18 protein-coding genes are annotated in these 25,583 nt (G+C 69.2%); 7 read left to right on the top strand and 11 right to left on the bottom strand.

Features of this window, described 5'->3' with window-relative positions; genetic code table 11:
* Positions 1-10 precede the first annotated feature (10 nt).
* A complete protein-coding gene (locus tag OG905_RS36430; protein WP_328682787.1) occupies positions 11-1,633 on the top strand; it encodes an acyl-CoA synthetase in 1,623 nt (540 codons plus the stop codon).
* Positions 1,634-1,665: 32 nt separating this feature from the next.
* On the opposite strand, the gene OG905_RS36425 is transcribed toward OG905_RS36430, so the two are convergent.
* On the bottom strand, positions 1,666-2,202 hold the full coding sequence (locus tag OG905_RS36425; protein WP_328681229.1) for a VOC family protein: 537 nt from the start codon (positions 2,200-2,202) through the stop codon (positions 1,666-1,668).
* A gap of 221 nt (positions 2,203-2,423) precedes the next feature.
* On the opposite strand from OG905_RS36425, the gene paaK reads away from it, so the two are divergent.
* A complete protein-coding gene (gene paaK, locus OG905_RS36420; protein WP_328681227.1) occupies positions 2,424-3,716 on the top strand; it encodes a phenylacetate--CoA ligase PaaK in 1,293 nt (430 codons plus the stop codon).
* A 16-nt stretch (positions 3,717-3,732) separates the two neighbouring features.
* On the opposite strand, the gene OG905_RS36415 is transcribed toward paaK, so the two are convergent.
* Positions 3,733-5,235 (bottom strand): acyl-CoA synthetase, encoded by a 1,503-nt coding sequence (locus tag OG905_RS36415; protein ID WP_328681225.1) that lies wholly within the window; start codon positions 5,233-5,235, stop codon positions 3,733-3,735.
* Positions 5,236-5,320: 85 nt separating this feature from the next.
* Here OG905_RS36415 and OG905_RS36410 point away from each other — a divergent pair, with 85 nt between their 5' ends.
* Positions 5,321-7,741: a penicillin acylase family protein gene (locus tag OG905_RS36410; protein ID WP_328681223.1), complete on the top strand. Its 2,421-nt coding sequence runs from the start codon at positions 5,321-5,323 to the stop codon at positions 7,739-7,741.
* Between the two features lie 40 nt (positions 7,742-7,781).
* On the opposite strand, the gene OG905_RS36405 is transcribed toward OG905_RS36410, so the two are convergent.
* Entirely contained in the window at positions 7,782-9,329 is a 1,548-nt protein-coding gene (locus OG905_RS36405) for an acyl-CoA synthetase (protein WP_328681221.1), read from the bottom strand.
* The gene (locus OG905_RS36400; protein WP_328681219.1) at positions 9,326-10,435 is read right to left on the bottom strand and encodes an NAD(P)H-dependent flavin oxidoreductase; all 1,110 of its coding nucleotides are present in this window, start codon (positions 10,433-10,435) and stop codon (positions 9,326-9,328) included. The genes OG905_RS36405 and OG905_RS36400 overlap by 4 nt, the downstream gene beginning before the upstream one ends.
* 149 nt (positions 10,436-10,584) lie before the next feature.
* Here OG905_RS36400 and OG905_RS36395 point away from each other — a divergent pair, with 149 nt between their 5' ends.
* Positions 10,585-12,450 (top strand): serine hydrolase, encoded by a 1,866-nt coding sequence (locus OG905_RS36395; protein ID WP_328681216.1) that lies wholly within the window; start codon positions 10,585-10,587, stop codon positions 12,448-12,450.
* Between the two features lie 39 nt (positions 12,451-12,489).
* Here the strand turns inward: OG905_RS36395 and OG905_RS36390 are convergent, their stop codons facing one another.
* The 4 genes from OG905_RS36390 to OG905_RS36375 all read right to left on the bottom strand — a co-directional run bounded on the left by OG905_RS36390 (position 12,490) and on the right by OG905_RS36375 (position 18,102).
* Positions 12,490-14,022, bottom strand: coding sequence for a phytoene desaturase family protein (locus tag OG905_RS36390; RefSeq protein ID WP_328681214.1), 1,533 nt, complete (start codon positions 14,020-14,022; stop codon positions 12,490-12,492).
* A 244-nt stretch (positions 14,023-14,266) separates the two neighbouring features.
* Positions 14,267-16,507 (bottom strand): serine/threonine-protein kinase, encoded by a 2,241-nt coding sequence (locus tag OG905_RS36385; protein ID WP_328681213.1) that lies wholly within the window; start codon positions 16,505-16,507, stop codon positions 14,267-14,269.
* Positions 16,489-17,364: an oxygenase MpaB family protein gene (locus OG905_RS36380; RefSeq protein WP_328682786.1), complete on the bottom strand. Its 876-nt coding sequence runs from the start codon at positions 17,362-17,364 to the stop codon at positions 16,489-16,491. Before OG905_RS36380 ends, OG905_RS36385 begins: the two co-directional genes overlap by 19 nt.
* Before the next feature lie 174 nt (positions 17,365-17,538).
* A complete protein-coding gene (locus tag OG905_RS36375) occupies positions 17,539-18,102 on the bottom strand; it encodes a TetR/AcrR family transcriptional regulator (RefSeq protein WP_328681210.1) in 564 nt (187 codons plus the stop codon).
* 149 nt (positions 18,103-18,251) lie between these two features.
* Here OG905_RS36375 and OG905_RS36370 point away from each other — a divergent pair, with 149 nt between their 5' ends.
* Both OG905_RS36370 and OG905_RS36365 read left to right on the top strand, forming a co-directional pair.
* Positions 18,252-20,081 (top strand): glycoside hydrolase family 15 protein, encoded by a 1,830-nt coding sequence (locus OG905_RS36370; RefSeq protein ID WP_328681208.1) that lies wholly within the window; start codon positions 18,252-18,254, stop codon positions 20,079-20,081.
* 171 nt (positions 20,082-20,252) lie between these two features.
* On the top strand, positions 20,253-21,698 hold the full coding sequence (locus tag OG905_RS36365; RefSeq protein ID WP_328681206.1) for a glyceraldehyde-3-phosphate dehydrogenase: 1,446 nt from the start codon (positions 20,253-20,255) through the stop codon (positions 21,696-21,698).
* 309 nt (positions 21,699-22,007) lie between these two features.
* Here the strand turns inward: OG905_RS36365 and OG905_RS36360 are convergent, their stop codons facing one another.
* Positions 22,008-22,736, bottom strand: a complete 729-nt coding sequence (locus tag OG905_RS36360; RefSeq protein ID WP_328681204.1) for a TetR/AcrR family transcriptional regulator — start codon at positions 22,734-22,736, stop codon at positions 22,008-22,010.
* 111 nt (positions 22,737-22,847) lie between these two features.
* On the opposite strand from OG905_RS36360, the gene OG905_RS36355 reads away from it, so the two are divergent.
* On the top strand, positions 22,848-23,981 hold the full coding sequence (locus OG905_RS36355; protein WP_328681202.1) for an FAD-dependent oxidoreductase: 1,134 nt from the start codon (positions 22,848-22,850) through the stop codon (positions 23,979-23,981).
* A gap of 98 nt (positions 23,982-24,079) precedes the next feature.
* Here the strand turns inward: OG905_RS36355 and OG905_RS36350 are convergent, their stop codons facing one another.
* Positions 24,080-24,607 carry a phosphotransferase gene (locus tag OG905_RS36350; RefSeq protein WP_328681200.1) on the bottom strand — a complete coding sequence of 176 codons (528 nt, stop codon included), beginning with the start codon at positions 24,605-24,607 and terminating at the stop codon, positions 24,080-24,082.
* Between the two features lie 221 nt (positions 24,608-24,828).
* The gene (locus tag OG905_RS36345) at positions 24,829-25,482 is read right to left on the bottom strand and encodes a TetR/AcrR family transcriptional regulator (protein ID WP_328681198.1); all 654 of its coding nucleotides are present in this window, start codon (positions 25,480-25,482) and stop codon (positions 24,829-24,831) included.
* Positions 25,483-25,583 lie beyond the last annotated feature (101 nt).

Here is a 25,583-nt window from a genome sequence, read left to right as displayed (position 1 = left end):
AGGAGGAATGGTGGAGTACAACCTTGCCGACCTGTTCGAGTCGGTCGTCGACGTGGTCCCCGACCGCGAGGCGCTTGTGTACATCGAGCATCCCGGCACGGGCGCGGAGCGCCGGCTCAGCTACGCGGAACTGGACGCGGCGGCCAACCGTGTCGCGCACCACCTCATCGACGCCGGCCTCAGGCCCGGCGAACATCTCGGCCTGCACCTCTACAACGGCATCGAATATCTCCAGTCCGTGCTCGGCTGCCTCAAGGCCCGGGTCGTGCCGGTCAATGTCAACTACCGGTACGTCGAGGAGGAGTTGGTCTATCTCTACCGGGACGCGGATCTCGCGGCCCTGGTCTTCGACGCCGAGTTCACCGGGCGGGTCGCGGCCGCGCTGCCGCAGACGGACAGACTCAGGCATCTGGTGCGGGTGGGCACACCCCCGGACGGTGCGCCGCAGTTGGCCGCAGTCCCCTTCACCGAGGCCGAGGCGGCCGCCTCGCCGGAGCGCGGCTTCGCGCCGCGCTCCGCCGACGACCTGTTCATCATCTACACCGGCGGCACCACGGGAATGCCCAAGGGCGTGATGTGGCGGCAGGAGGACCTGTTCTTCTCCGGCCTGGGCGGCGGCGCGCCGACCGGGGAGCCGGTCTCCTCGCCCGAGGAGCTCGCCGAGCGGGTGGCCGCGGGCGGCGAGGGCATCACCTTCTTCCCGGCTCCCCCGCTGATGCACGGCACGTCGACGCTGACTGCGTTCATCGGGTTCAACTTCGGCCAGCGGATCGTCATCCACCGCAAGTTCGTGCCGGTGGAGGTGCTGCGTACGATCGCGAAGGAGAAGGTCACCAGCGTGTCGCTGGTCGGCGACGCGATGCTGCGGCCACTGATCGACGCACTGAACGGCTCGATGAAGGGCACCGACCTCTCCTCGGTGTTCAGCGTCTCGTCGTCCGGCGCGATCATGTCCGAGACGGTGCGCGCCCAGTTCACCGCGCTCGCGCCGAAGGTGATGCTGCTGAACAACTTCGGCTCGTCCGAGTCCGGATTCAACGGCACCGCCACCGAGGACTCCAGCCCCGAGAAGGGCTTCAGGCTGCGGGTCAACGCCCGTACGGCGGTGGTCGACCCGGCGACGTACGAGCCGGTGAAGCCGGGCGAGCCGGGCCGCATCGCCCAGCGCGGGCACGTCCCGCTCGGCTACTACAACGACCCGAAGAAGACCGCCGAGACCTTCTTCCAGCGGGGCGAGGAGCGATGGGTGCTGCTCGGCGACATGGCCACGGTGGACGAGGAGGGCATCGTCACCGTCCTCGGCCGGGGCTCGCAGTGCATCAACACCGGTGGCGAGAAGGTCTATCCGGAAGAGGTCGAGCAGGCGCTCAAGTCCCATCCGGATGTGTACGACGCGCTGGTCGCGGGCGTGCCGGACGGCAGGTGGGGCAACCATGTGGCTGCCGTGGTGCAGCTGCGCACCGGCGCGCTCACACCGACCCTGGACGACATCCAGTCGCACTGCCGCACCCGGCTGGCCGGCTACAAGATCCCGCGGCAGCTGGTGATCGCACCGGAGATCCAGCGCTCACCGAGCGGCAAGGCGGACTACCGCTGGGCGCGCACGATCGCGGCGGAGGCGGTCGGCGGCTGAGCGCATCCCGGGCACGCGGCCGCAGGCCGGGCTCAGTCCCCGGCGCCCGCCGTCGCAAGGATGCGCTCGCCGTTGAAGACGCCGAGACGCTCCCGGTACAGCTCGAGCGGCACGCCGTTGGGGTCGCGGATGTAGAGGCTGTCCTCGACCCCTCGGTCTGGCCCGAGATACTCGGTCTCCGACTCGTCCAGCGCCTTGCGGGCCGCATCGAACTCCGCCGCGCCCACCGACAGGGCGAGATGCTGTACGCCGCCGATCGTCTCCATGATCGGCGGGTGCTCATGGCCGGGGAAGTCGAAGAAGCCGAGCAGATTGCCGTGGCCGATGTCGAAGAAGAAGTGCGTGGAGCCGCGGTAGTCGCGGTTCTCCACTATCTCGACCAGCGGGAAGCCCAGGAACTCCTGGTAGAAGCGGATGGTCTCCTCGACGTCGCGGCAGATGAAGGCCACATGATGGATACCGCGGGCCGTGGTCGGGGGCCGTTCCTCGATGGGGCGCAGATAGAGCTGCCGCAGCTCTTCCTGTCGGGCAAGGACAGCGTCGAGCTCGGCACCCTCGGGCTGGGGCATCACGGACTCCTTCTCGGAGGTTGTTTGCTGGTTTCAACTTCTATCCAGCATCTTCCCCCGTTACGCGCCACCCAGCGCGCCGGGGGGTCGCCCGGGACCGGTCGTCGCGGACGGATTTGCGGGGATCACCCCTTGCCAGGAGACCGGGAGAGGTGGATTACTGATCCAGGAGCAGCACGACCGAATGATCGGTCGTCCGGTTTGGGACGGGAGTAATCCGTATGACGGAAGCGGACCTGCTGGACTCGGCGGAGCGGCTGAGTCGCGAGGAGCTCGAAGCGTTGCAGTTGGAGCGGCTGCGGGCCACCTTGCGCCATGCGTACGAGAACGTCGGCTTCTACCGGCAGTCCTTCGACAAGGCGGGCCTGCACCCCGAGGACTGCCGTACGCTCGCCGATCTCGGCCGCTTCCCCTTCACCGCCAAGGCCGATCTGCGGGACAACTACCCCTTCGGGATGTTCGCGGTGGACCAGTCCCAGGTGCGCCGCATCCACGCCTCCAGCGGGACGACGGGCCGTCCGACCGTCGTCGGCTACACCGAGCGCGATCTGGACACCTGGGCGGACGTGGTGGCCCGCTCGATCCGCGCGGCCGGCGGCCGCCCGGGCCACAAGGTCCATGTGGCGTACGGATACGGGCTCTTCACGGGCGGTCTCGGCGCGCACTACGGCGCGGAGCGGCTGGGCTGCACGGTGATTCCGGCCTCCGGAGGCATGACCGCCCGCCAGGTGCAGCTCATCACGGACTTCCGCCCCGAGATCATCATGGTGACGCCGTCGTACATGCTCACGATCCTGGACGAGTTCGAGCGGCAGGGCATCGATCCTCGTACGACATCTCTCAAGGTCGGCATCTTCGGCGCCGAGCCGTGGACCGAGGAGATGCGGCGCGAGATCGAGGAGCGGTTCGCGATCGACGCCGTCGACATATACGGACTGTCCGAGGTCATCGGCCCCGGCGTGGCGCAGGAATGTGTGGAGACCAAGGACGGGCTGCACGTCTGGGAGGACCACTTCTATCCGGAGGTGGTCGATCCGCTCACCGGTGAGGTGCTGCCGGACGGGGAGCACGGCGAACTTGTCTTCACCTCGCTCACCAAGGAAGCCATGCCCGTGATCCGCTACCGGACCCGGGACCTGACACGACTGCTGCCCGGCACGGCCCGGGTCTTCCGGCGGATGGAGAAGGTGACAGGGCGCAGCGACGACATGGTGATCCTGCGCGGGGTGAATCTCTTCCCCACCCAGATCGAGGAGATCGTGCTGCGTACGCCGCATGTCGCGCCGCACTTCCAGCTGCGGCTGACCCGCGAGGGCCGCCTCGACGCGCTCACGGTACGTGCGGAGGCGCGCGCCGAGGCCACGCCCGAGCAGCGGGAGGCCGCCGGGCGGGCGATCGAGGCGGCCGTCAAGGACGGGGTCGGGGTCTCGGTCGCGGTCGAGGTGGTGGACCCCGAGACCCTGGAACGGTCGGTGGGCAAGATCAAGCGGATCGTGGACCTCAGGCAGAAGTGAGTCCGGCAGCGGTCGGTCAGGCGGCGGCGAAGCGGTCCCGCAGCTCACGCTTGAGGATCTTCCCGCTGGCGTTGCGCGGCAGCTCGTCCACGAACAGGACCTTCTTGGGAGCCTTGAAGTGGGCGAGCTTCTCGCGTGCGTGGTCGATGAGTTCCTCCTCGGTCACCTCGCCGCGCGCCACCACGACGGCGGTGACGGCCTCGATCCAGCGCTCGTCGGGCAGGCCGATGACGGCGGTCTCGGCGACGGCAGGGTGGGTGTAGAGGACGTCCTCGACCTGGCGTGAAGCCACCAGCACTCCCCCGGAGTTGATGACGTCCTTCACCCGGTCGACGACGGTGAAGTACCCCTGGGCATCCCGCACCGCCAGGTCGCCGGAGCGGAACCAGGCGTCGCGGAAAGCCTCTTCGGTCTCCGCGGGCTTGTCCCAGTACCCCTCGCACAGCTGCGGCGAGCGGTAGACGACCTCACCCGCCGTGCCGTCGGCGACTTCCTTGCCGTCCTCGTCGACGACCTTCGCCTCGACGAACAGCACCGGACGGCCGCAGGAGTCCATCCGGCCCTCGTGTTCGTCCGGGCGCAGTACGGTGGCGAGCGGGCCGATCTCACTCTGGCCGAAGCAGTTGTAGAAGCCCAGCTCGGGCAGGCGCTCGCGGAGCCTTTCGAGGACGGGCACCGGCATGATCGAAGCGCCGTAGTACGCCTTGCGCAGTCCGCCGAGGTCACGCGCCCGGAAGGCCGGGTGGTTGGAGAGGCCGATCCACACGGTGGGCGGCGCGAAGAGGCTGTCGGCGCGGCCCGCTTCGACGAGGTCGAAGATCTGCTCCGCGTCCGGTCCGTCCAGGATCGTGTTCTCGGCGCCGACCGCGAGATACGGCAACAGGAACACATGCATCTGGGCGGAGTGGTAGAGCGGCAGCGAGTGCAGCGGCCGGTCGCTCTCGCTCAGATCGAGGGCGGTGATGGCGCTGACGTACTCGTGGACGAGCGCCCGGTGGGTCATCATCGCGCCCTTGGGCAGGGCGGTGGTGCCCGAGGTGTAGAGCAGCTGGACCAGGTCCTCGGTCCCCGGCTCCCGCTCCGGGGTGAAGTCGCGGGGTGTACGCAGCTCGGCCAGCAGCGAGTCGTCCGCGTCACGCAGCGGCCTGACGGGCAGTCCGCCCGGCAGCCGGGGCGCGAGATCCGGGTCGGCGAGCACGAGGGCGCTGCCCGACTGCTCGATGATGTAGGCGAGATCGTCGCCGGTGAGGTTCTGGTTGACCGGGACATGGACGAATCCCGCCCGTGCACAGCCGAGGAAGCCGATGAGATACGCGTCGGAGTTGTGGCCGTAGGAGGCGACCCGGTCCCCCGTGCGCAGGCCATGGCCGGTGAGGACGGCCGCCGCCGTGGTGACGGCGGCGTCGAGTTCCGCGTAGCTCCAGGTCCGGTCCGCGTAGCGCAGGGCGGTGCGGTCGGGGGTGCGCTTCGCGGTGCTCCGTACGACGGAGTCGACTGTGTTGCTGCGTACAGCTGTCATGGCGCGATCCTCGGCGGCGGCGACCTGAGGGTCAAGGCCTCGGATACCGAACGGAATGTTGACACCGCACGCCCCGGCTGACTGCATGGACCAACCCGCTTTCACCGCAGTCCTGTTGGGAGGCACGTTGCTCTTCCGCACCCGCCTGAGACGGCTCGGGCTCGCTTGCATCGCCCTGGTGAGCGCAGCCGCCGTACTGCCGCCGGCCGCGGCCGCCGATTCCGGTGACCGGCACGGCCGGCATCCTTCCGGCGGTGGTCTGTCCGCCGTCATCCGCTATACCGAGCATGGCATTCCTCATATCGTCGCCAGGAACTACGCGAGTCTCGGCTTCGGCAACGGGTGGGCGCAGGCCGCCGACCAGGTGTGCGTCCTGGCCGACGGTTTCCTCACCGTGCGCGGCGAACGCTCGCGCTACTTCGGCCCCGACGCGGCCCCCGACGGCTCGCTCTCCTCGGCGACCAAGAACCTCTCCAGCGATCTCTACTTCCGTGGTGTACGGGACGCGGGCACGGTGGAGAAGCTGCTCGCGACGCCCGCGCCCGCAGGCCCGGGACAGCAGGTCAAGGAGCTGATGCGCGGCTGGGCGGCGGGCTACAACGCCTGGCTGAAGCAGCATCGCATCACCGATCCGGCATGCAAGGACGCCGACTGGGTGGGCCCGGTGACCACGCTGGACGTGGCCAGGCGCGGCTTTGCCGTGTCGGTGCTCGGCGGCCAGGGACGCGGCATCGACGGCATCACCGCCGCGCAGCCCTCTTCTCAGGCCGCAGTAGGCGCGCCCGACGCGGCCACGACGGCGAAGGCGGCCCGGGAGCTGTTCTCCGCCGAGAGCGCCGACATGGGCTCCAACGCCGTCGCGTTCAGCGGCAGTACGACCGCGAACGGGCGTGGCCTGCTGCTCGGCAATCCGCACTACCCCTGGCAGGGCGGACGCCGTTTCTGGCAGTCGCAGCAGACCATCCCGGGTGAACTGAACGTCTCGGGCGCCTCGCTGCTCGGCACCGCCGTCGTCAACATCGGCTTCAACGACAAAGTGGCGTGGAGTCACACTGTCGCGACCGGCGTGACGCTCAATCTGCATCAGCTGACACTGGATCCGGCCGACCCGACCACGTATCTGGTGGACGGGAAGCCGGAGCGTATGACGAAGCGGACCGTCACCGTCCCGGTGAGGGACGGCGCGCCCGTGACGCGTACGCAGTGGTGGACGCGGTACGGCCCGGTCGTCACCTCGCTCGGCCCGACGCTGCCCCTGCCTTGGTCGACGACGACCGCGTACGCGCTGAACGACCCCAACGCGAGCAATCTGCGTGGCTCCGACACCGCTCTCGCCTTCGGCAAGGCCCGCTCCACGAAGGACATGCTGCGGGCGCTGCGGCGTACGCAGGGGCTGCCGTGGGTGAACACCATCGCCGCCGACTCCAAGGGCCATACGCTCTTCTCCCAGTCGCAGGTCCTGCCGCGGATCACCGACGAACTGGCGCAGCGCTGCTCGACGCCGCTGGGCAAGGTGACGTACCCCGCCTCGGGCGTCGCCGTACTGGACGGCTCGCGAGGCGACTGTGCGCTCGGCTCCGACCCGGACGCGGTGCAGCCAGGCATCTTCGGCCCGTCGAAGATGCCGACGCTGAAGAATGCTCCGTACGCGGAGAACTCCAACGACAGCGCCTGGCTGGCCAATCCCGACCGACCGCTGAGCGGCTACGAGCGGGTCTTCGGCTCCTTCGGCACTCCCAGGTCGCTGCGTACCCGGGGCGCGATCGAGGATGTGGCGGCGATGGCCGCCAAGGGCGGGCTGACGGTCTCCGATCTGCAGAAGCAGCAGTTCGCGAACCGCGCGCCCGCAGGGGACATGGCGGCTGCGGACGCGGCGAAGGCGTGCACGGCCGTGCTGCCCGGCGACACCGAGGCGTGTTCGGTGATCGGGCGCTGGGACCGGACGATGAACACCGACAGCCGGGGCGCGCTGCTCTTCGACCGGTTCTGGCGGGGGTTCACGGCCAGGGTGCCGGCGGCGCAGCTGTGGCAGGTGCCGTTCTCGGCGGCGGATCCGGTCCGTACGCCCCACACGCTCAACACCGCCTCGCCCGGCTTCGCGCAGGCCCTGACCGCCGCCGTCGCCGAGCTGCGCTCGGCCCATATCGCGCTGGATTCGCCGCTGGGTGAACACCAGTTCGTCGTACGCAACGGCAAGCGCATCCCGGTCCCCGGTGGCACGGAGAGCCTCGGCGTCTGGAACAAGATCGAGCCGCTGTGGAGTCCTGCGACGGGATATACGGAGGTGGCCGCGGGCTCCAGCCATATCCAGGCGGTCGGCTGGGACGGCGGCCGCTGTCCGGTGGCCCGCACCCTGCTCACGTACTCCCAGTCGTCGAACCCGAACTCCCCGCACTACAGCGACCAGACCGAGCTGTTCTCGGGCGAGCGCTGGGTGACGTCACGGTTCTGCGAGCGGGACATCCTGCGCTCGCCCGCACTGAAAGTGGTGCGGGTCAGGGACTGACGCGGTTCAGGAGCCCGGACAGCAGGAGCGCTGTCCGGGCTCACATCGCGCGCTCGTGGCCCTCCCAGTACGGCGCGCGCAGCCTGCGCTTGTAGAGCTTGCCGTTCGGGTCGCGCGGCATGACCTCGATGAAGTCCACCGTCTTGGGGCGTTTGTAGCCCGCCAGTTGGCGTTCGCAGTGGGCCAGGATCTCGGCTGCCAGCGCGGCGCCGGGCTCATGGCCCTCGGCCGGTTCGACGACAGCCTTGACCTCTTCGCCCCAGTCGGCGTGCGGGATTCCGAACGCTGCCGCGTCCGCGACGGCGGGATGGGTCAGCAGCGCCGACTCGATCTCGGCCGGGTAGATGTTGACACCACCCGAAATGATCATGTCGATCTTGCGGTCGCGGAGGAACAGATAGCCGTCCTCGTCGAGGATGCCGAGGTCGCCGACGGTGAAGAAGTCGCCGATCCGGTTCTTCCTCGTCTTGGCCTCGTCCTTGTGGTAGCTGAAGCCGCCGGTGCTCATCTTCATGTAGACGGTGCCCAGTTCACCGGGCGGAAGCCGGTTGCCTTCGTCGTCGAAGACGGCGAGTTCGCTGATGGGCCATGCCTTGCCGACCGTGCCCGGCTTCTTCAGCCAGTCCTCGGCGGTCGCGAAGGCGCCGCCGCCCTCGCTCGCCGCGTAGTACTCCTCGACGCAGGTGCCCCACCAGTCGATCATCGCCCGCTTCACATGATCGGGGCAGGGTGCGGCACCGTGGATGGCATGCCGCATCGACGAGACGGCGTAGCGTTCCTTCACCCCGTCGGGCAGTGCGAGCAGCCGGTGGAACTGCGTCGGCACCATATGCGTGTGGGTGCAGTCGTACGCGTCGATGAGGCGCAGCATCTCCTCGGGCGTCCACTTGTCCATCAGGACCAGCGGATGCCCGATGTGCAGGGCGGCGCCTGCGAATTGGAGTACGGCGGTGTGGTAGAGCGGCGAGCAGACGAGATGGACGTTGTCGTCGAAGGGCCGGATGCCGAAGATACCGAGGAAGCCGCCGAGGTAGGTCTCCTCGGGGAGCTTGCCGGACAGCGGGCGGCGGATGCCGCGCGGCCGTCCGGTGGTGCCCGAGGTGTAGTTCATGACCCAGCCGAGCGCCCGGTCCTCGGGCACCGACTCCGGCTGCCCGTCGAGGAGTTCGGCGTACGGGCGAAAGCCGGCCACCGTGCCCACGGAGTAGCGGTGGCTCGCGGGGAGCTTCGCCTCGTCCGCGGCTGCTGTCGCGGCCTCCGCGAAGCGCTCGTGCGCGATGAGCACCTTGGCGCCTGAGTCGGCGACGATCCAGGCGATCTCGGGGCCCACGAGATGGTGGTTGACGGGGACGAGATACAGCCCTGCCTGGGAGGCCGCGAGATACGCGGTGAAGAACTCGACGCCGTTGGGCAGGACGACGGCGAAGGAGTCGCCCTGCTCGAGACCCGCCGCACGCAGGCCGTGGACGAAGCTGTTCACGGCCGCGTCCAGTCGCCCGGCGCTCCATTCCTCGCCGTCCGGTGCGATCAGGATCGTACGGCCGGGGTCGGCGGCGGCCTGGGCCCAGAAGCCGTTGAGCTCACTCACGACTGGCTCCTTCCGGCGATGTGGTTGATGCGGTCGACGGCCCGTTCGAAGCCCCGGGTCAGCTCGTCGAAGACCTGCTGCACGCTGCGTTCGGAGTTCATCCGGCCGACGATCTGGCCGACGGGGGTGCCGAGCAGCGGGCCCACTTCGTACTTCTGGATCCGCGATACGGCATCGGCGACGAGGAGGCCCTGCAGCGGCATGGGCAGGGTGCCGGGGCCGTTCGGGTCGTCCCAGGCCTCGGTCCACTCGGTCCGCAGCTGGCGGGCGGGTTTGCCGGTCAGGGCGCGGGAGCGGACGGTGTCGCCGGAGCCCGCCGCCAGGAGTTTCTCGGTGAGCGCCCGGGAGTGGAGGTCGGCCTCGGTGGTGGTGAGCCAGAGGGAGCCGAGCCAGGCGCCCTGCGCGCCGAGGGCGAGAGCGGCGGCGATCTGCTCGCCGCTGCCGATACCTCCGGCGGCGAGTACGGGAAGGGGGTTCACGGCGTCGACGACCTCGGGCGTGAGCACCATGGAGGCGATCTCGCCGGTGTGGCCACCCGCTTCGTAGCCCTGGGCGACGACGATGTCGATGGCGGCGCCGGCGTGGTGGCGTGCGTGCCTGGCGCTTCCGGCGAGGGCCGCGACGAGGACGCCCTGGTCGTGGGCGCGCTGGACGACGTCGGCGGGCGGCGAGCCGAGGGCGTTGGCGAGCAGCTTGATCGGATAGTCGAAGGCGACGTCGAGCTGGCGGCGGGCGACCTGCTCCATCCATCCGGTGATCCGCCAGCCGGAGGTCTCGCCCTCGGGGAGCTCGGGGACGCCGTGCTTGGCGAGAGTTTCCCTGACGAACTGCCGGTGGCCCTCGGGAATCATCGCCTCGACATCGGCCTCGCTCACGCCCTCGACCTTCTTGGCGGGCATGACGACATCGAGGCCGTAGGGCTTTCCTCCGGTGTGCTCCTGCATCCAGTCGAGGTCGCGTTTGAGGTCGTCGGGCGCGGTGTAGCGCACGGCGCCCAGGACCCCGAATCCACCGGCCCGGCTGATGGCGGCGGCCACCGCGGGGAACGGCGTGAAGCCGAAGATGGCGTGCTCGATTCCCAGTCTCTTGCTCAGCTCCGTCTCCATGGGCCGCAGGATGCCGCAGCCCGCCGGACGAGGGAAGAGATTTTCTGATGCTGTGTCAGATTCTTTGAGGTGGTTGACACCACCCAGCCTTGGCAAGAAAGTTTCACTGCCGTGGCAGTTCCCGAAAGATACTTTCAGGAGGGTGCTGGATGACTGAGGACGCAGCGGGCAGAGGGATCAGCCGGCGCAGGCTCGGCAGCGGGGTACTGGCCCTGGGCGGAGCGCTCGCGCTGGCACCGATTCCCTTCGCCGAGGCGGCTTCGGCCTCGGGAGGCGGACCGGGAGCGACCCCCGCCGGCGGGCTGGAAGGCGGCTCGGACAGCGGGCTGGAAGGCGGCTCGGGCGGCCTGTCCGGTGCCGGGCAGCCCACTCTGCGGCGCGGCTCCGCCGAGCAGGCCGGGCTGATCCCCGCCCATCTGGACCGACTCGTCACCGACGCCGAGAAGTTCCTCGGTCCATCCCCCAAGCACCCCTGGTACGCGGGAGCGGTACTGCTCGCGGGACGCGGTGGCACGGTGGCACTGCACCGGCCGATCGGCAAGGCGGTGCGCTATGCGGCATACGACGAGAAGACCGACTCGGGCGTGGAGTTCCCGGCGGAGCGGCAGATCGCCATGGCGCAGGACACCGTCTTCGATCTGGCGTCCGTCTCGAAGCTGTTCACCTCGATTCTGGCGGTGCAGCAGATCGAACGCGGCGCCCTGGCGCTGGAGGCCGAAGTCGCCTCGTATCTCCCGGATTTCGGGGGTGCGGGCAAGCAGGACATCACCGTGCGTCAACTGCTCACCCACACTTCGGGGTTCCGCGCCTGGATTCCGCTCTACAAGGAGCCGACGAGGGAGGGCAAGCTCCGGCTGCTCTGGAACGAGGCCCCTGCCAGTCCTCCCGGCACCAAGTACCTCTACTCCGACCTCAATCTGATCTCACTGCAGCTGATCCTGGAGAAGATCACCGGTCACACTCTGGATGTGCTGCTCCACAACGAGATCACTGCTCCACTCGGGATGCACCGCACTCGCTTCAACCCGCCCGCCTCCTGGAAGCCGAAGATCGCCGCCACCGAGGACGCACGGCTGCCCTGGTCGGGTCTCGACCGCGGTCTGGTCTGGGGCAAGGTCCACGACGAGAACGCATTCGGCTTCGGCGGCGTGGCCGGTCACGCCGGAGTCTTCTCCTGCGCCTGGGACCTCGCGATCCTCGCCCGCACCCTCCTCAACGGCGGTGTCTACGGACGGTCCCGCATTCTGCGCCGGGCGTCCGTGGAACTGATGTTCACCGACTTCAACACCGCCTTCCCCGGCGACGAGCACGGCCTCGGCTTCGAGCTCTACCAGCACTGGTACATGGGCGCCATGGCCACACCCCGCACCGCGGGTCACACCGGTTTCACAGGCACCAGCCTGGTGCTCGACCCGAGCACCGACTCGTTCCTGATCATGCTCGGCAACTCCGTGCATCCTGTGCGTAGTTGGCGTTCCGGCAGCGCACCGCGGGTCGCCGCCGCCAACAACATGGCCCGCGCGGTCGCCGTACGCCCGGAGCGCGGCCGCACCGCCTGGTTCTCCGGCATGGCCGGTGCCACCAACGCCGTTCTCGGTCTCCCCGCGATCGCCCTCACCTCGCAGCGGGCCCGGCTGTGCTGCTCGCTGTGGTGGGACACCGAGCCCGGGTCGGACGCGCTGTTCCTGGAGGGGTCGGCGGACGACGGGGTGACCTGGCGGGCGGTGCCGTTCACGACCGTACGCAAGGGGGCCGAACCGCAGCCGCACCCCACAGGGTCGGCGACCGGCTGGTCCGGGCGTGTCTGGCACCGGCTCACCGCGGATCTCTCGGCGTGGCGCGGCGGCACGGTACGGCTGCGCTGGCGGTATGCGACCGATCAGCTCTATGTCGGCCGCGGCGTGTATGTGGACACCCTGCGCGTCGAGGACGACGGCCGTCCGGTCTTCGACGAATCGCGGCCCGCGGACGCCGCCCGGATCGAGGCCAACGGCTGGGCGGCGTCGCGGGACTGAGTCCCAGGGGGTGTCCGGCGGACACCCCCCGGGACTGACCTACCGGCCGAGCACCGCCATCGCGGCGTTGTGCCCCGGCACACCGCTGACCCCGCCGCCGCGCACGGCGCCCGCACCGCACAGCAGCACATTGGCGTGAGCCGTCTCGACGCCCCAGCGCCCCGTCGCCTCGGTCGCGTAGGGGAAGGCGAGATCGCGGTGGAAGATATGGCCGCCGGGCAGTAGCAGTTCCTGTTCGAGGTCGAGCGGGGTCTTCGCCTCGATGCAGGGCTCGCCGTGCTCGTCGAGCGCGAGACAGTCGGCGATCGGCTCGTCCAGATACGAGTCCAGCTCGGCGAGGGTCGCCGCGAGCAGTTCGCCGCGCGCCGCGTCGTTGTCGGCGGCGAAGAGGCGCGCCGGGGTATGCAGCCCGAACAGCGTCAGGGTCTGATACCCCTGCGCCGCGAGCTCGGGACCGAGGATCGACGGGTCGGTCAGGGAGTGGCAGTAGATCTCGGACGGCGGCGCGCTCGGCAGCCGCCCCTCGACTGCCTCCCGGTACGCGGTCGCCAACTGCCCGTACCCCTCCGACACATGGAAGGTGCCGGAGAACGCGTCACGCGGCTCCACCGAGCGGTCGCGCAGCCGCGGCAGCCGGCGCAGCAGCATGTTGACCTTGAGCTGGGCGCCCTCGGCGGGCGCGGGAGGCTCGTCGCCGAGCAGCGCGGCGAGGGCCTGCGGCGAGGCGTTCACCAGGACATGGCCCGCCGCGACCGCGCCCTCGGCCCCGTCGGCGCGGAAGGCCACCTCGGCCCGCTCGCCGTCGGTCTCGATCCCGGTCACCTCGTGCAGTACGGCGATCTCGGCTCCCGCCGCCCGGGCCGCGTCGGCGAGCGCGTCGGTCAGCGCGCCCATGCCCCCCACCGGCACGTCCCAGTCCCCGGTCCCGCCGCCGATCACGTGGTAGAGGAAGCAGCGGTTCTGGAGCAGCGAGGTGTCATGGGCGTCGGCGAAGGTGCCGATCAGGGCGTCGGTCAGCACCACTCCCCGTACGAGATCGTCGGCGAACCGCTTCTCGATCGCCACGCCGATGGGCTCCTCGAAGAGGGTCCGCCACGCCGTCTCGTCGTCGATACGCGCGCGCAGGGCCTCGCGGGTGGGCAGCGGCTCGGTGAGGGTCGGGAAGACGCGCTCGGCGACGCGGCCCGTCATCGCGTAGAAGTCCTGCCAGGACTCGTACTCCCGGTCCCCGCCGGTGAGACGGGCGAAGGAATCCCGGGTGCCGTCGGCGCCGACGAGGAGGCCGCCGGTGCCCTTGGGGGTGTAGGAGGAGACGGTGCGTTTGCGGACGGCGAAGCTCAGCCCCAGGTCGCGCACGATCTTGTCGGGGAGCAGTGACACGAGATACGAGTAGCGGGAGAGCCGGGCATCGACCCCGTCGAAGGGGCGGGTGGAGACGGCGGCTCCCCCGGTGTTTCCGCGGCGCTCCAGGACGAGGACGGAGCGTCCGGCACGGGCGAGGTAGGCGGCGGCGACCAGGCCGTTGTGGCCGCCGCCGACGATCACGACGTCGTACGAAGTGTGTGCGGGCATGGCCGGACCCTAACCGCCAGATCCTGTTCGGTCGATCAGGCCGGATCAGTGAGCGGGGTCTGGCGATGGGGGTACCTCCCGTGCCCGAAGGGCTACGGGGGAGCATCGCAAGGCGGAGGATGGAGCCCACGCGGAGCGTCGGCGACTGACGCAACGCATCGTGGGGGCACCTCCCGTGCCCGAAGGGCTACGGGGGAGTGCCGTGCCAGGGCACGCGAGCCCGGCAAGATCGGCCGGACAGGGCCTAGCGCTCCTGTGTGCCTCGCTGCTGTCGTATGGCCGCCACGCGGCGGTACAGGTCGACCGCCTCCGTGTGTCTGCCGAGCTGCTCCAGGCAGTGCGCCTCGTCGTTGCGGCTGGCCAGCGCGTCGGGATGGTCCATGCCCAGAACCCGTTCCCGCGCCGCGGCGACCTCGCCGTAGACAGCCAGCGCGTCCGCCCAGCGGCCCAGCCAGCCCAGGCCCACGGCCACCTCGCGGCGGCTGACGAGGGTGTCGGGGTGGTCCGCGCCGAGGACGCGCTCGCGCAGGGCGCACACGTCGCGGGCCTCGGCGAGGGCCTCCTCCCAGCGGGCGAGACGCCCGAGGTTCACGCCGAGGCCGTGGCGGGCGCGCAGGGTCTCGGGGTCGGAGGGCCCGTGCAGTCGGGTGCGGTCGTCGACGAGCTCGCGGTACAGCTCCAGGGCCTGTGCACTGCGGCCGAGTCGGCCGAGGCTTATACCGACCTCGTAGCGTGCGGCGAGGGTGTCGGGGTGGTCGGCGCCCAGCGCCCTTGCCCGGGAGACCACCACCTCGCGATACGTCTGCAGGGCCTCGGCCCAGCGCCCCAACTGACCGAGTGCGTACGCGACTTCATACCGGGTGACGAGCGTGTCGGGATGTTCGGCGCCGAGCACCCGGGCCCGCGCCGCGGCGACCTCGTACGCCATCCGGTAGGAGTCCTCCAGGCGCCCCAGTCTGCTGAGGTTGAAGGCGAGGTTGTGGCGGCAGCGCAGGGTGTCGGGGTGTTCGGGCCCCATGGTGCGCTCACGGGACTCGAGCACCGCCGCGTACACCTCGTGGGCCTCGAAGTGCCTCCCGAGCTGGCCGAGGACGTACGCCGTCTCCTGGCGTGCGGCGAGCGTCTCGGGATGGTCGGCGCCCAAGGTCCGCTCGCGCCCTTCCGCGACCCGGACGAACTCCCGCAGGGCATCGACGGCGCGCCCGGTGCGGCTCAGGGTGAAGCCGACCTCGTAGCGGCTGGCCAGGGTGTCCGGGTGGTCGGGCCCCAGGGAGTGTTCGCGCTCCGCGGCGACCGCGCGATGCACCTCGCCCGCCTCCTCCCAGCGGCCGAGCCGGCCCAGGCTGAGGCCCGCGTTGTGGCGGCCGGCGAGGACGGCGAGCAGTTCGGGCGGCGGCGTGGGGCGCTCGGACCCGGCGCGCGGCGGCAGCAGCGGGCCGCCACGCGGATCGGTGTATGTCGTCCACTCGCCGGTCAGTCCCGCGGTGTGGTCGGGGGGCGCGGGCCGCAGGGCCGAGGTCCCGGTCGCCTTGTGGCCGGTCGTCATCCCGCGGGTCCAGGACGGGAGCCGCGGCTCACTTGACGGCGGCTGCTCGGGGCGCGGCCCCGGCACGACCCCGTGCGGCTGCCCCTGGCCCGCGGCCGAGCCGATCCGCCGTCGCAGGTCATTCGCGTCGTCGGGCCGTCCCTCGGGGGTCTTGGCGAGCAGATCGAGGACGATCCGCTGGAAGTACTCGGGAATCTCGGCGCGGTGGGTGCGCAGCGGCTGCGGCGGGGTGTCGCGGTGCCCGACGAGGACCGCCCAGGTGTCCTCGTGGTCGAAGGGCGGGACGCCGGTGGCGATCTCGTAGAGCACACAGCCCAGGGAGTACAGATCGCTGCGGTGGTCGACATGGTCGGCGCTGATCTGCTCGGGCGACATGTAGTGCGGGGTACCCATGGCGATGCCGGTGCCGGTGAGCTTGGAGGTGAAACCGATGTCCGCGCCGAGGCGGGCGATGCCGAAGTCGCAGATCTTCACGGTGCCGTCGGTGAGCCGCATGATGTTGGCGGGCTTCAAGTCGCGGTGGACGATGCCCTGTTCATGGGTGTACGCGAGAGCGTCCGCGACCTGTTCGGCGATGTCGACGACGTCGGCCACGGGCAGCGGATGCTGCTTGTTGTCTTCGAGCAGCTGGCTGAGGTTGCGGCCCTGGAGCAGCTCCATGACCAGGTAGAGCACGCCTTCGTGCTCGCCGAAGTCATGGACGACGGTCACCCCGCGGTGCTGGAGCGCGGCGGCGACCCGCGCCTCGCGCCGGAAGCGCTCCCGCAGGACCCGCGTGAAGGACTGGTCGTCGCGCTGAGGTCCCAGTGGTTTGAGGCACTTGACCGCGACATTGCGCCCGAGCGCCTCGTCACGGGCCCGCCACACCTCGCCCATGCCTCCGCGCCCGATGAGATCGAGCAGTCGGTACCGGCCTTGGATCAGCCTGGTTTCCGCCATCGCGTGCTGTCGCCCCCGTCGCTGAGCTGCGCCCTCCCCGGCCCGTCCAGTATGGCCTCCTGTCTGCGCAGTTTGTACGGGGCCGGGCGGCAGCCGGGGCCGAGTCGCGCCATCGCTTTCAAGATGTGACCTGGCGGGAGTTGCCAGCGTAGACGGGAGGGAACGCAGCGCAGCAGGTTACCGGTGGCGATGAGCTGATGCGTGACGCGTTCGGGGGCGGGGGCGGGTCTGCCGTAGAGCTCATGGGCGTAAGGGGGCAGTGCGTTGTAGGCGAGTGTGGCCACACGTCGCCACAGCAGTTCACGCGCCGGGACGAGCAGGGGGTTGATGGGCGGCCGTTGGAGAAAGTCGTCCACGTCGTGCGCCTCGGGTCCGGCGGCGAGCTTGGGGCGTACCCGGTCGAAATAGGCGTCGAGCTCTGCGACGGATGCCGGCACGCCCGCCGGGTCGAGTCCGACGAGGCGGGCCGCCTCGCGCTGTTCGTCGAGATAGCGGTCGGCCTGGGCGTCGCTGAGGGGGATGCCAGACCGGCGTCCGACGTCGAGATAGGAGCCGACCTCGGCGCAGTGCACCCACAGCAGGAGCTCGGGCTCGTCGACGCGGTAGCGCTCGCCCGTGACGGGGTCGGTGGCACCCAGGTGGGTGTGGATACGGCGGACCCGGGCACCGGCCCGCTCGGCGGCCGGGGCGGTGCCGTAGGTGATGGTGCCGACGAAGTTCGCCGTGCGCATGAGGCGTCCCCAGGCGTCGTGGCGGAAGTCCGAGTTCTGCATGACGCCTCGTACGGCGCGGGGGTGCAGCGCCTGGAGATAGAGGGCGCGTACCCCGGCGACCCACATCATCGGGTCACCGTGCATCTGCCAGGTCACCGAGCCGGGTCCGAAGACCCCGGGGTCCGGGTCCGCGTGGCTCGTGTCCGGCACGTGCGACTCCTTGCGATACATGTCACCTGCCCAAAGCCCCTGACCTGTACTGGTCTCAGTTCTGTGTGGTCCATCGGCGGCCCCGCGTGGGGGCTCAGTCGTAGGGTGTCAGGCAAGCAGCGTGCCGAACACCGTCTCGAAGAACATCTCGTAGGAGTCTTCCGAACGTTCGGCCCGGGCGGAGATGAGCGTCCCCTCCCAGGCATTCAGAATGAACCGGGCGAGCGTCTTCGCGTCCGTGGCCGCCGTCACCCGGCCCGACTCCTGCGCCTGGGCGATCGGAGCCGCGAGCGCCTGCTCCCAGCTCTCCAGGCTGAGTCGAACCGCCTCGCGGATCATGTCGCTGTGGTCGGCCATCTCGGCACCGAAGCCGCCGATGAGACAGCCGCGGGCGAAGTCCCGGCCGGTGTTCTCGTCGCGGAGGAACTCGAAGTGCTGCCTCAGCCTCAGCAGTGGATCGACGGACGCGTCGGCGAGCTCCCCGAGCCGGCGGCTCTCGCCGTACCGCTCCAGAGCCACCACGGCCAGCGCTTCCTTGCTCTCGAAGTGGTTGTAGAACGACCCCTTCGGGACCCCGGCGCTGTTGGTGATGTCTTTGACGCCGGCGGCGTTGAACCCGCGCGTATGGAACTGCTCGACCGCCGCCTCGACGATCTCCTCGCGCATGCTCATCCTGCCCACCGGAAGCGCCCCCTTGGCAATATGACCGATCATCTTAGGGCACAAAAGACCATATCACGCACCATTCATGGCACCCATGGTCATGAAGATCTACCATCACGTGTACGCACTATGCGCACTGCGGCCACACGGAGGCCGGTATGGCGAATACCGGATTCGGACAAGAGGGCGTCTCGCCCTATCTGCCCATAGCCGAGCACGGCCTCATCGGCGATCTTCACAGTGCGGCGCTCGTGGGCACCAACGGCACCATCGATTGGTACTGCTGCCCGCGCTTCGACTCACCCAGCGTGTTCGCCTCCATTCTGGACGCGAACCGGGGCGGATCGTTCGAGCTGGCCGCCGACGTGCCGACGCGAACCCGGCAGTTCTACTTTCCCGATACAAACGTTCTCATCACGCGGTTCTTCGCCTCCGACGGGGTGGCCGAGATCCAGGACTTCATGCCGATCACCGACGACCCGGGCGCGGCGGCCCCGCACCGGCTGATCCGGCGGGTGATCTGCGTCCGGGGATCGCTTCCGTTCACAGCGCGGGTGGCTCCCCGCTTCGGCTACGGGGCCGAACCGCATTCCGCGGAGCTGCAGGGCAACACCGCGCTGTTCCGGTCCGAGAGCCTGTCGTTGGCGCTGACCGCCACCGCGCCGCTGGAGTGCGACGGTCTGGACGCGCGCTCGCGCTTCAAGCTCCTCGAAGGCGAGTCCGCGGTGTTCGCCCTGGACCCGATCAGGGATGACGTCATCCCGCGAGCCTGCCCCCAGGCCGAGGCGGAGGACCAGTTCGAGACAACCGTCAGGTTCTGGCGCAATTGGCTGGCCGCCTCGCGCTACCACGGACGGTGGCGGGAGATGGTGCACCGCTCCGCGCTCGTGCTGAAGCTGCTCACCTACGCGCCGACCGGCGCGATCGTGGCCGCCCCGACGACCAGCCTGCCCGAGCAGATCGGCGGCGAGCGCAACTGGGACTACCGGTTCGTGTGGGTCCGTGACGCCGCCTTCTGTGTCTACGCCATGCTCAGGCTGGGGTTCACGGAGGAGGCCGAGGCGTTCATGGGCTTCCTGTCCGAGCGGGGCATCATGCGGGGCGGGGGTTCCGAGGGTCCGTTGCAGATCATGTACGGAATCGACGGGCGCAACGAGCTGCCCGAGCGTGAACTGCCCCACCTGGAGGGCTACCTGAGGTCAGCCCCGGTGCGGGTGGGGAACGCGGCCACCGGCCAGCTCCAGCTGGACATCTACGGAGCGCTCATCGACTCCGTCTACCTGTACGACAAGTGGGGACAGCCCATCAGCAGCGACCGGTGGGACGAGCTCGGTCTACTGGTGGACTGGCTCTGCGACCACTGGGACCAACCGGACGACGGCGTGTGGGAAACGCGCGGGGGACGCAGGAACTTTGTGTACTCGCGGCTGATGTGCTGGGTGGCGATAGAGCGGGCCATCCGGATGGCGAACCGGCGCGGCCTGCCCGCGGACCTCCCCCGGTGGCGGCAGAGCCGTGATGCGATCTACCGGCAGATCATGCAACGCGGCTGGTCCCCTGATCGAGGGGCGTTCGTTCAGCACCTCGACGATCATGTACTGGACGCCTCTGTGCTGATGATGCCGATGGCCAAATTCATCTCACCCACCGACCCGAAATGGCTCGCGACCCTGGACGCGCTCACCACGGACCTGGTGTCCGACTCCTTGGTCTACCGCTACGACCCCGAAGCCAGCCCGGACGGCCTGCGCGGAGCCGAGGGCACATTCTCGATCTGCTCCTTCTGGTACGTCGAGGCGCTCGCCCGCGCCGGACGGCTGGAGGAGGCCCGGCTCGCCTTCGAGAAGATGCTCACCTACGCCAACCACGTCGGCCTGTACGCCGAGGAAATCGGGCTGACCGGCGAACAGCTCGGCAACTTCCCGCAGGCATTCACCCATCTCTCACTGATCAGCGCCGCGTTCAACCTCGACCGCGCCCTTGGCTGACAGACCGTCAACTCGGGGCGGGTGCGCCGCCGCCGACCTGGTTCACACTGGGGCAGACCATTCCAAATCCTACAAAACTTGAACACCTTTCCCGCCCAGGCGGCACCGTTTGAACGATCAAAGTGGCGGCGGGTTAGCATATGAGCGCCGCCTAGCTCGAAAGATAAATCTGTGACTGTCAATGACGACTCGTTCACCAACTGGAAAAACCGCGAGGAGATCGCGGAGTCGATGATCCCCATCATCGGGAAGCTGCACCGGGAGCAGGACGTCACGGTCCTGCTTCACAGCCGCTCCTTGGTGAACAAGTCGGTGGTCAGCATCCTCAAGACCCACCGATTCGCCCGGCAGATCGACGGTGAGGAACTCTCGGTCACCGAGACGCTGCCGTTCCTGCAGGCGCTCACCACCCTCGATCTCGGCCCTTCCCAGATCGACATCGGCATGCTCGCCGCGACGTACAAGGCCGACGACCGCGGTCTTTCGGCCCAGGAGTTCACCGCCGAGGCCGTCGTCGGCGCCACGGGTGCCAACAAGATCGAGCGCTGCGAGTCGCGCGACGTCGTCCTCTACGGTTTCGGGCGCATCGGCCGTCTCGTCGCCCGCCTGCTCATCGAGAAGGCCGGCTCCGGCAACGGCCTGCGCCTGCGCGCCATCGTCGTCCGCCAGGGCGGAGACCAGGACATCGTCAAGCGCGCCTCGCTGCTGCGGCGCGACTCCATCCACGGCCAGTTCCAGGGCACGATCACCGTCGACGAGGCGAACAGCACGATCATCGCCAACGGCAACGAGATCAAGGTGATCTACGCAGGCGACCCGTCGGAGATCGACTACACGGCGTACGGCATCAACGACGCCATCCTGATCGACAACACCGGCAAGTGGCGCGACCGCGAGGGCCTGTCGAAGCACCTGCGCCCGGGCGTGGACAAGGTCGTCCTGACCGCGCCGGGCAAGGGCGACGTCCCCAACATCGTCCACGGCGTCAACCACGACATGATCAAGCCGGACGAGCAGATCCTGTCCTGCGCGTCCTGCACCACCAACGCGATCGTCCCGCCGCTGAAGGCGATGGCGGAGGAGTACGGCGTCCTGCGCGGCCACGTGGAGACCGTCCACTCGTTCACCAACGACCAGAACCTGCTGGACAACTACCACAGCTCCGACCGGCGCGGCCGCTCGGCGCCGCTCAACATGGTCATCACCGAGACCGGTGCCGCCTCCGCCGTCGCCAAGGCGCTGCCCGACCTCAAGGCGCCGATCACCGGCAGCTCGATCCGCGTCCCGGTGCCGGACGTCTCGATCGCGATCCTCAGCCTGCGGCTCGGGCGCGAGACCACCCGCGAGGAGGTCCTCGACTACCTCCGCCACGTCTCGCTGACCTCGCCGCTCAAGCGCCAGATCGACTTCACCACCGCCCCCGACGCCGTCTCCAGCGACTTCATCGGCTCGCGCCACGCCTCGATCGTCGACGCCGGCGCCACCAAGGTCGACGGCGACAACGCGATCCTCTACCTCTGGTACGACAACGAGTTCGGCTACTCCTGCCAGGTCATCCGCGTCGTCCAGCACGTCTCCGGGGTGGAGTACCCGACCTACCCGGTTCCGGTGGTCTGATCCCGGCGGACTTTCCCATCCGGTCTCCCGGCAGGCGGGCGGCCGGCTGGGTCCGTCACACGCTGTGACCTCAGTCATTGGTTGTCACCTCTTGCCGCCGCTGACCGGCTCTTTTGCCAACCGGCGGCGGCATCGCGCTGCACCGGCTACCGAGCTTTCTTGGCACATTGGTACATGCCGACGGCCCCCAGCTCACGGCTTCCTCCGTACCCACGGCACCGCTGCGTGCATGAGGCACCGCTCTGCGATCAGTACCTGCCGCGTCGGGGTGTTGTTCCCTGATGAACGCCAGGTGACGCTGCCGGATCGTCAGGGCCGGACCGGGAGGTTGGCCTCCCAGCCGTCGAGGAGTCGTTCGAGTCCCATTTCGAACCCGCGCTCGGCGCTGTCGGCCGCGTGGGGAAGCTCGGCATCACGAATGACCCGGGCGAGGAGCGGATGGCGCCCGCTCTTGACGACTTTGTCGAGGTAGGGCGCATGGGCGTCCATCCATTGCTGGATGCCGACTCCGGAGCGTCGGACGGCTTCCTGTTGGGCGAGCTCGCCGGTGGCGTAGCCGCGGACGAAGGCCTGCAGCGTGTCGACGACGGTGATCATGACGTCGATATCGAAGCCGAGGGGTTCGAGGGCGGCGAGTGCGTGTTCGATGGCATCGAGGGAGTTCGGTCCAAGTGATGGGCGCCCTGCCGCGAGGGAGGTCATCCAGGGATGCCGGTGAAAGGTGGCCCGGGAACGATGGGCCAGGCGTCGCAGGTCGCCGCGCCAGTCGCCGGTGGGGGCAGGCGGGCCGCCGTCTTCGGCCGCTACGGCGTCGAGCATGAGGTCGAGCAGGTCGTCTTTGGACGCCAGGTAGCGGTAGAGCGAGGCTGTGCCCGTTCCCAGCTCCTTGGCGACGCGCCGCATGGACAGTGTCTCGATGCCCTCGGCGTCGGCGATCGCGATAGCAGCGCTGGTGATCTCCGCCCGCGTGCGTGACGGCGCGGGGCCTTTCGCGGCCCGCTCCGGCCGGTTCCAGATCACCGTGTGAGCGTCGTCCATCGGTTTTCCTCCTCACTACTGCACTCACTGTTCGCAGTAGTGCTATCGTGGCGCCGGTACTGCGAACACTGTATCGCAGTAGAGCGGTGTCCAAGCGAAAGGGAAACCACCATGACCACTCCCGTCACGATCGTCGGCGCCGGGCTCGGCGGCCTGACCCTCGCACGGGTCCTGCACCTGCACGGCATCCCCGCGACCATCTACGAAGCCGAGATATCGGCGGACGCCCGCACGCAGGGCGGTCAGCTCGACGTCCACGAGTACAACGGGCAGCTCGCCCTCGAAGCGGCCGGCCTCACCGACGAGTTCCGCGCGATCATCCACGAAGGCGGCGAGGCCCTGCGCGTGCTCGACCAGCACGGCGCGGTACTGCTCGACCAGCCCGACGACGGCACGGGCGGTCGCCCTGAGGTGCTCCGCGGAGACCTGCGTCGGATTCTGATCAACTCGCTGCCCGACGAGATGATCCAGTGGGGACACAAGGTCACCAGTGTCCGCCCCCTCGGAGACGGCAGGCACGAGCTGACCTTCGCCGACGGGCCAACCGTGACGACCGGCCTCCTCGTCGGCGCGGACGGCGCCTGGTCGAGGATCCGGCCGCTGCTCTCCGACGCGAAGCCCGAGTACGTCGGCACCTCGTTCATCGAGACCTACCTGTACGACGCCGACCAGCGCCACCCCGCAGCGGCCAAGGCCGCCGGCGACGGTTCCCTGTTCGCCGTCACGGCCGGCAAGGGGATCCTTGGCCACCGAGAGGCCGACGCCGTTCTGCACACCTACGTCGCGCTCAACAAGCCGCAGGACTGGATCACCGCCACCCTCGCCAGCCCCGAAACGGCGGCGGCCCAGGTCGCGGCAGAATTCACCGGATGGGCGCCTGAACTCACCGCACTCATCACTGACGGGGAAACCGCCCTCGCCCCGCGCCCGATCAACGCCCTGCCGATCGGCCACCGCTGGGACCGCGTTCCCGGAGTGACGCTGCTGGGCGACGCCGCCCACCTCATGTCACCGTTCGCCGGGGAGGGCGCCAACCTCGCCATGTTCGACGGCGCCGAACTCGGCAAAGCCATCGCCGCACATCCCGACGACATCGAAGCCGCCCTTGCGGAGTACGAGCAGGCCCTTTTTCCCCGCAGTGCCCAGTTCGCCGCCGAATCCGACAAGAATCACCAGCTCATCTTCGGCGACAACGCCCCCGCCAGCCTGCTCGACCTGCTCATCGGCCAGGAATCGACCGAGTGAGCGAGATCGCCGGAGGGGAGAGGGAGTTAACGAGCCGAAGTCAGTAGTCTCCTTACGCCGGGCGACGCGCGTCGGTGACGTAGGCCGCCGGGCCGTGCTCACCAGACCAGCGGACCGTTGCGACGAGTCGTCGCAACGCGGCGGTGGCGGGGTGGACCCCAGGTGGCCTTGCCGCCGGGGCGCCCGTGGACGCCGGCCTCCCCGATGAGGATGCCGCTCAGAGCGCGCAGCACCGCCCAGCCGCGGGCGCGGCGCAAGGTCGCGGCGTCCGGGGTCGGCCGGTAGGCGCCATGAAAGCGGTCGGCGGCACCGTTCGGCAGCAGGATCCACGCCGCGGCGAGGTCGAAGGCTGGATCGCCTGCGAAGAGGTCACCCAAGTCGATCACGCCGCAGAAAGTGCCGTCTGCGGTGGGAACGTTGGCCAGATGCAGGTCGCCATGGAGCCACAGTGCCGGGCCCCCCCAGTCGGGCGCGGCGGCAGCGTCTTCCCAGACGCGCGGACGGCGTCCGGGTTGGGGATCAGCCCAAGCTCGCTGGCCAAGGCAAGAATTTTGGCGAACCCTTCGGCATGCTCGGCCGGCGGACTGGCGGATCGGGTCGATCAGGAACCGGTGTCGACAGGCCACTGTCCGGCGTGTCCATGTTCGACTCCGTGGGTAGGAGTGCCGCCATCACTCCGGGGTCGTGAGTGTAGACGGTCAGGAACGACTTCTGGTTCTCGCGTTGGACGTCCGACGCGTCGGCGTGGGCGTGGGGAGGCCCTCCCGCCCAGCAGACTGCCAGGCAGGGTCAACGCGCAAGCCCGAGGGCTGTTACCTCACTAGCCTTCTGGGCTGTAGCGCTAGGTTCAGCTTCGTTCTTGGCGTGCAGGCACTGCATCCAGCACCAGCTCCACTGTGGCGAGGAAGCTCTCGCGGGTGAAACCGATGGGTTCGATGCGGCGAGCGTAGTGAACCAGCGCGGGAAATTCTGCCGGGTCGGCGCCGAGCGTGATCACTCGGAAGGTTTCCAGTCTCCGCTTTTGCTCGGTCAGGCTGGAGGATTGGCTGGCCGCGTGCGCGGAGATCAGGGACACGGACAAGGTCACCAGCCGGTGGTACCACTCGGGGATGAGTTCCTCGGGCACTCCGGCGTCGCTGAGGGCCTGCAGGGTCTCCTCGATCACCAGCTGGCTGCCGGGCCCGGTGCCCGGATAGTGGCTGGCGTCCTTCGCCAGCTGCGGCAGCGCGGCGTAGGCATCCCATGAGCGCAGGATCAGGTCGACGAGCCGCGCACGCCAGGTCCCCTGCCGCCGGTAGCCGTGCATGGCCTGGACCAGCACATGGTCCACGATCGCGAGCATCAGCTCGGTGCGGTTGCGGAAGTGGCGGTACAGGCTGGAGGAGTCGGTACCCAGCTCGGCGGCCAGCTTGCGCATGCTGAACAACTCGTCCCTCTCGGAGCCGGAAATCAGCTCCACGGCAGTGTCCAAGATGGTCTGCCTACTCCACCGCTGACGCATGGCGACAGCTTAGTCGAGCGGAGCGGGCGCTCCACCACATGACGAAAGCGGTGTTGAACGCGGTGTTGAACGCGGTGTTGCGCGCAGTGCGTGCATGAGGT

Source organism: Streptomyces sp. NBC_00322, from assembly GCF_036147535.1.
Classification (GTDB): domain Bacteria; phylum Actinomycetota; class Actinomycetes; order Streptomycetales; family Streptomycetaceae; genus Streptomyces.
Note: the sequence above shows the minus strand (reverse complement) of the source record. Positions and strands in the feature narration are given on the sequence as shown.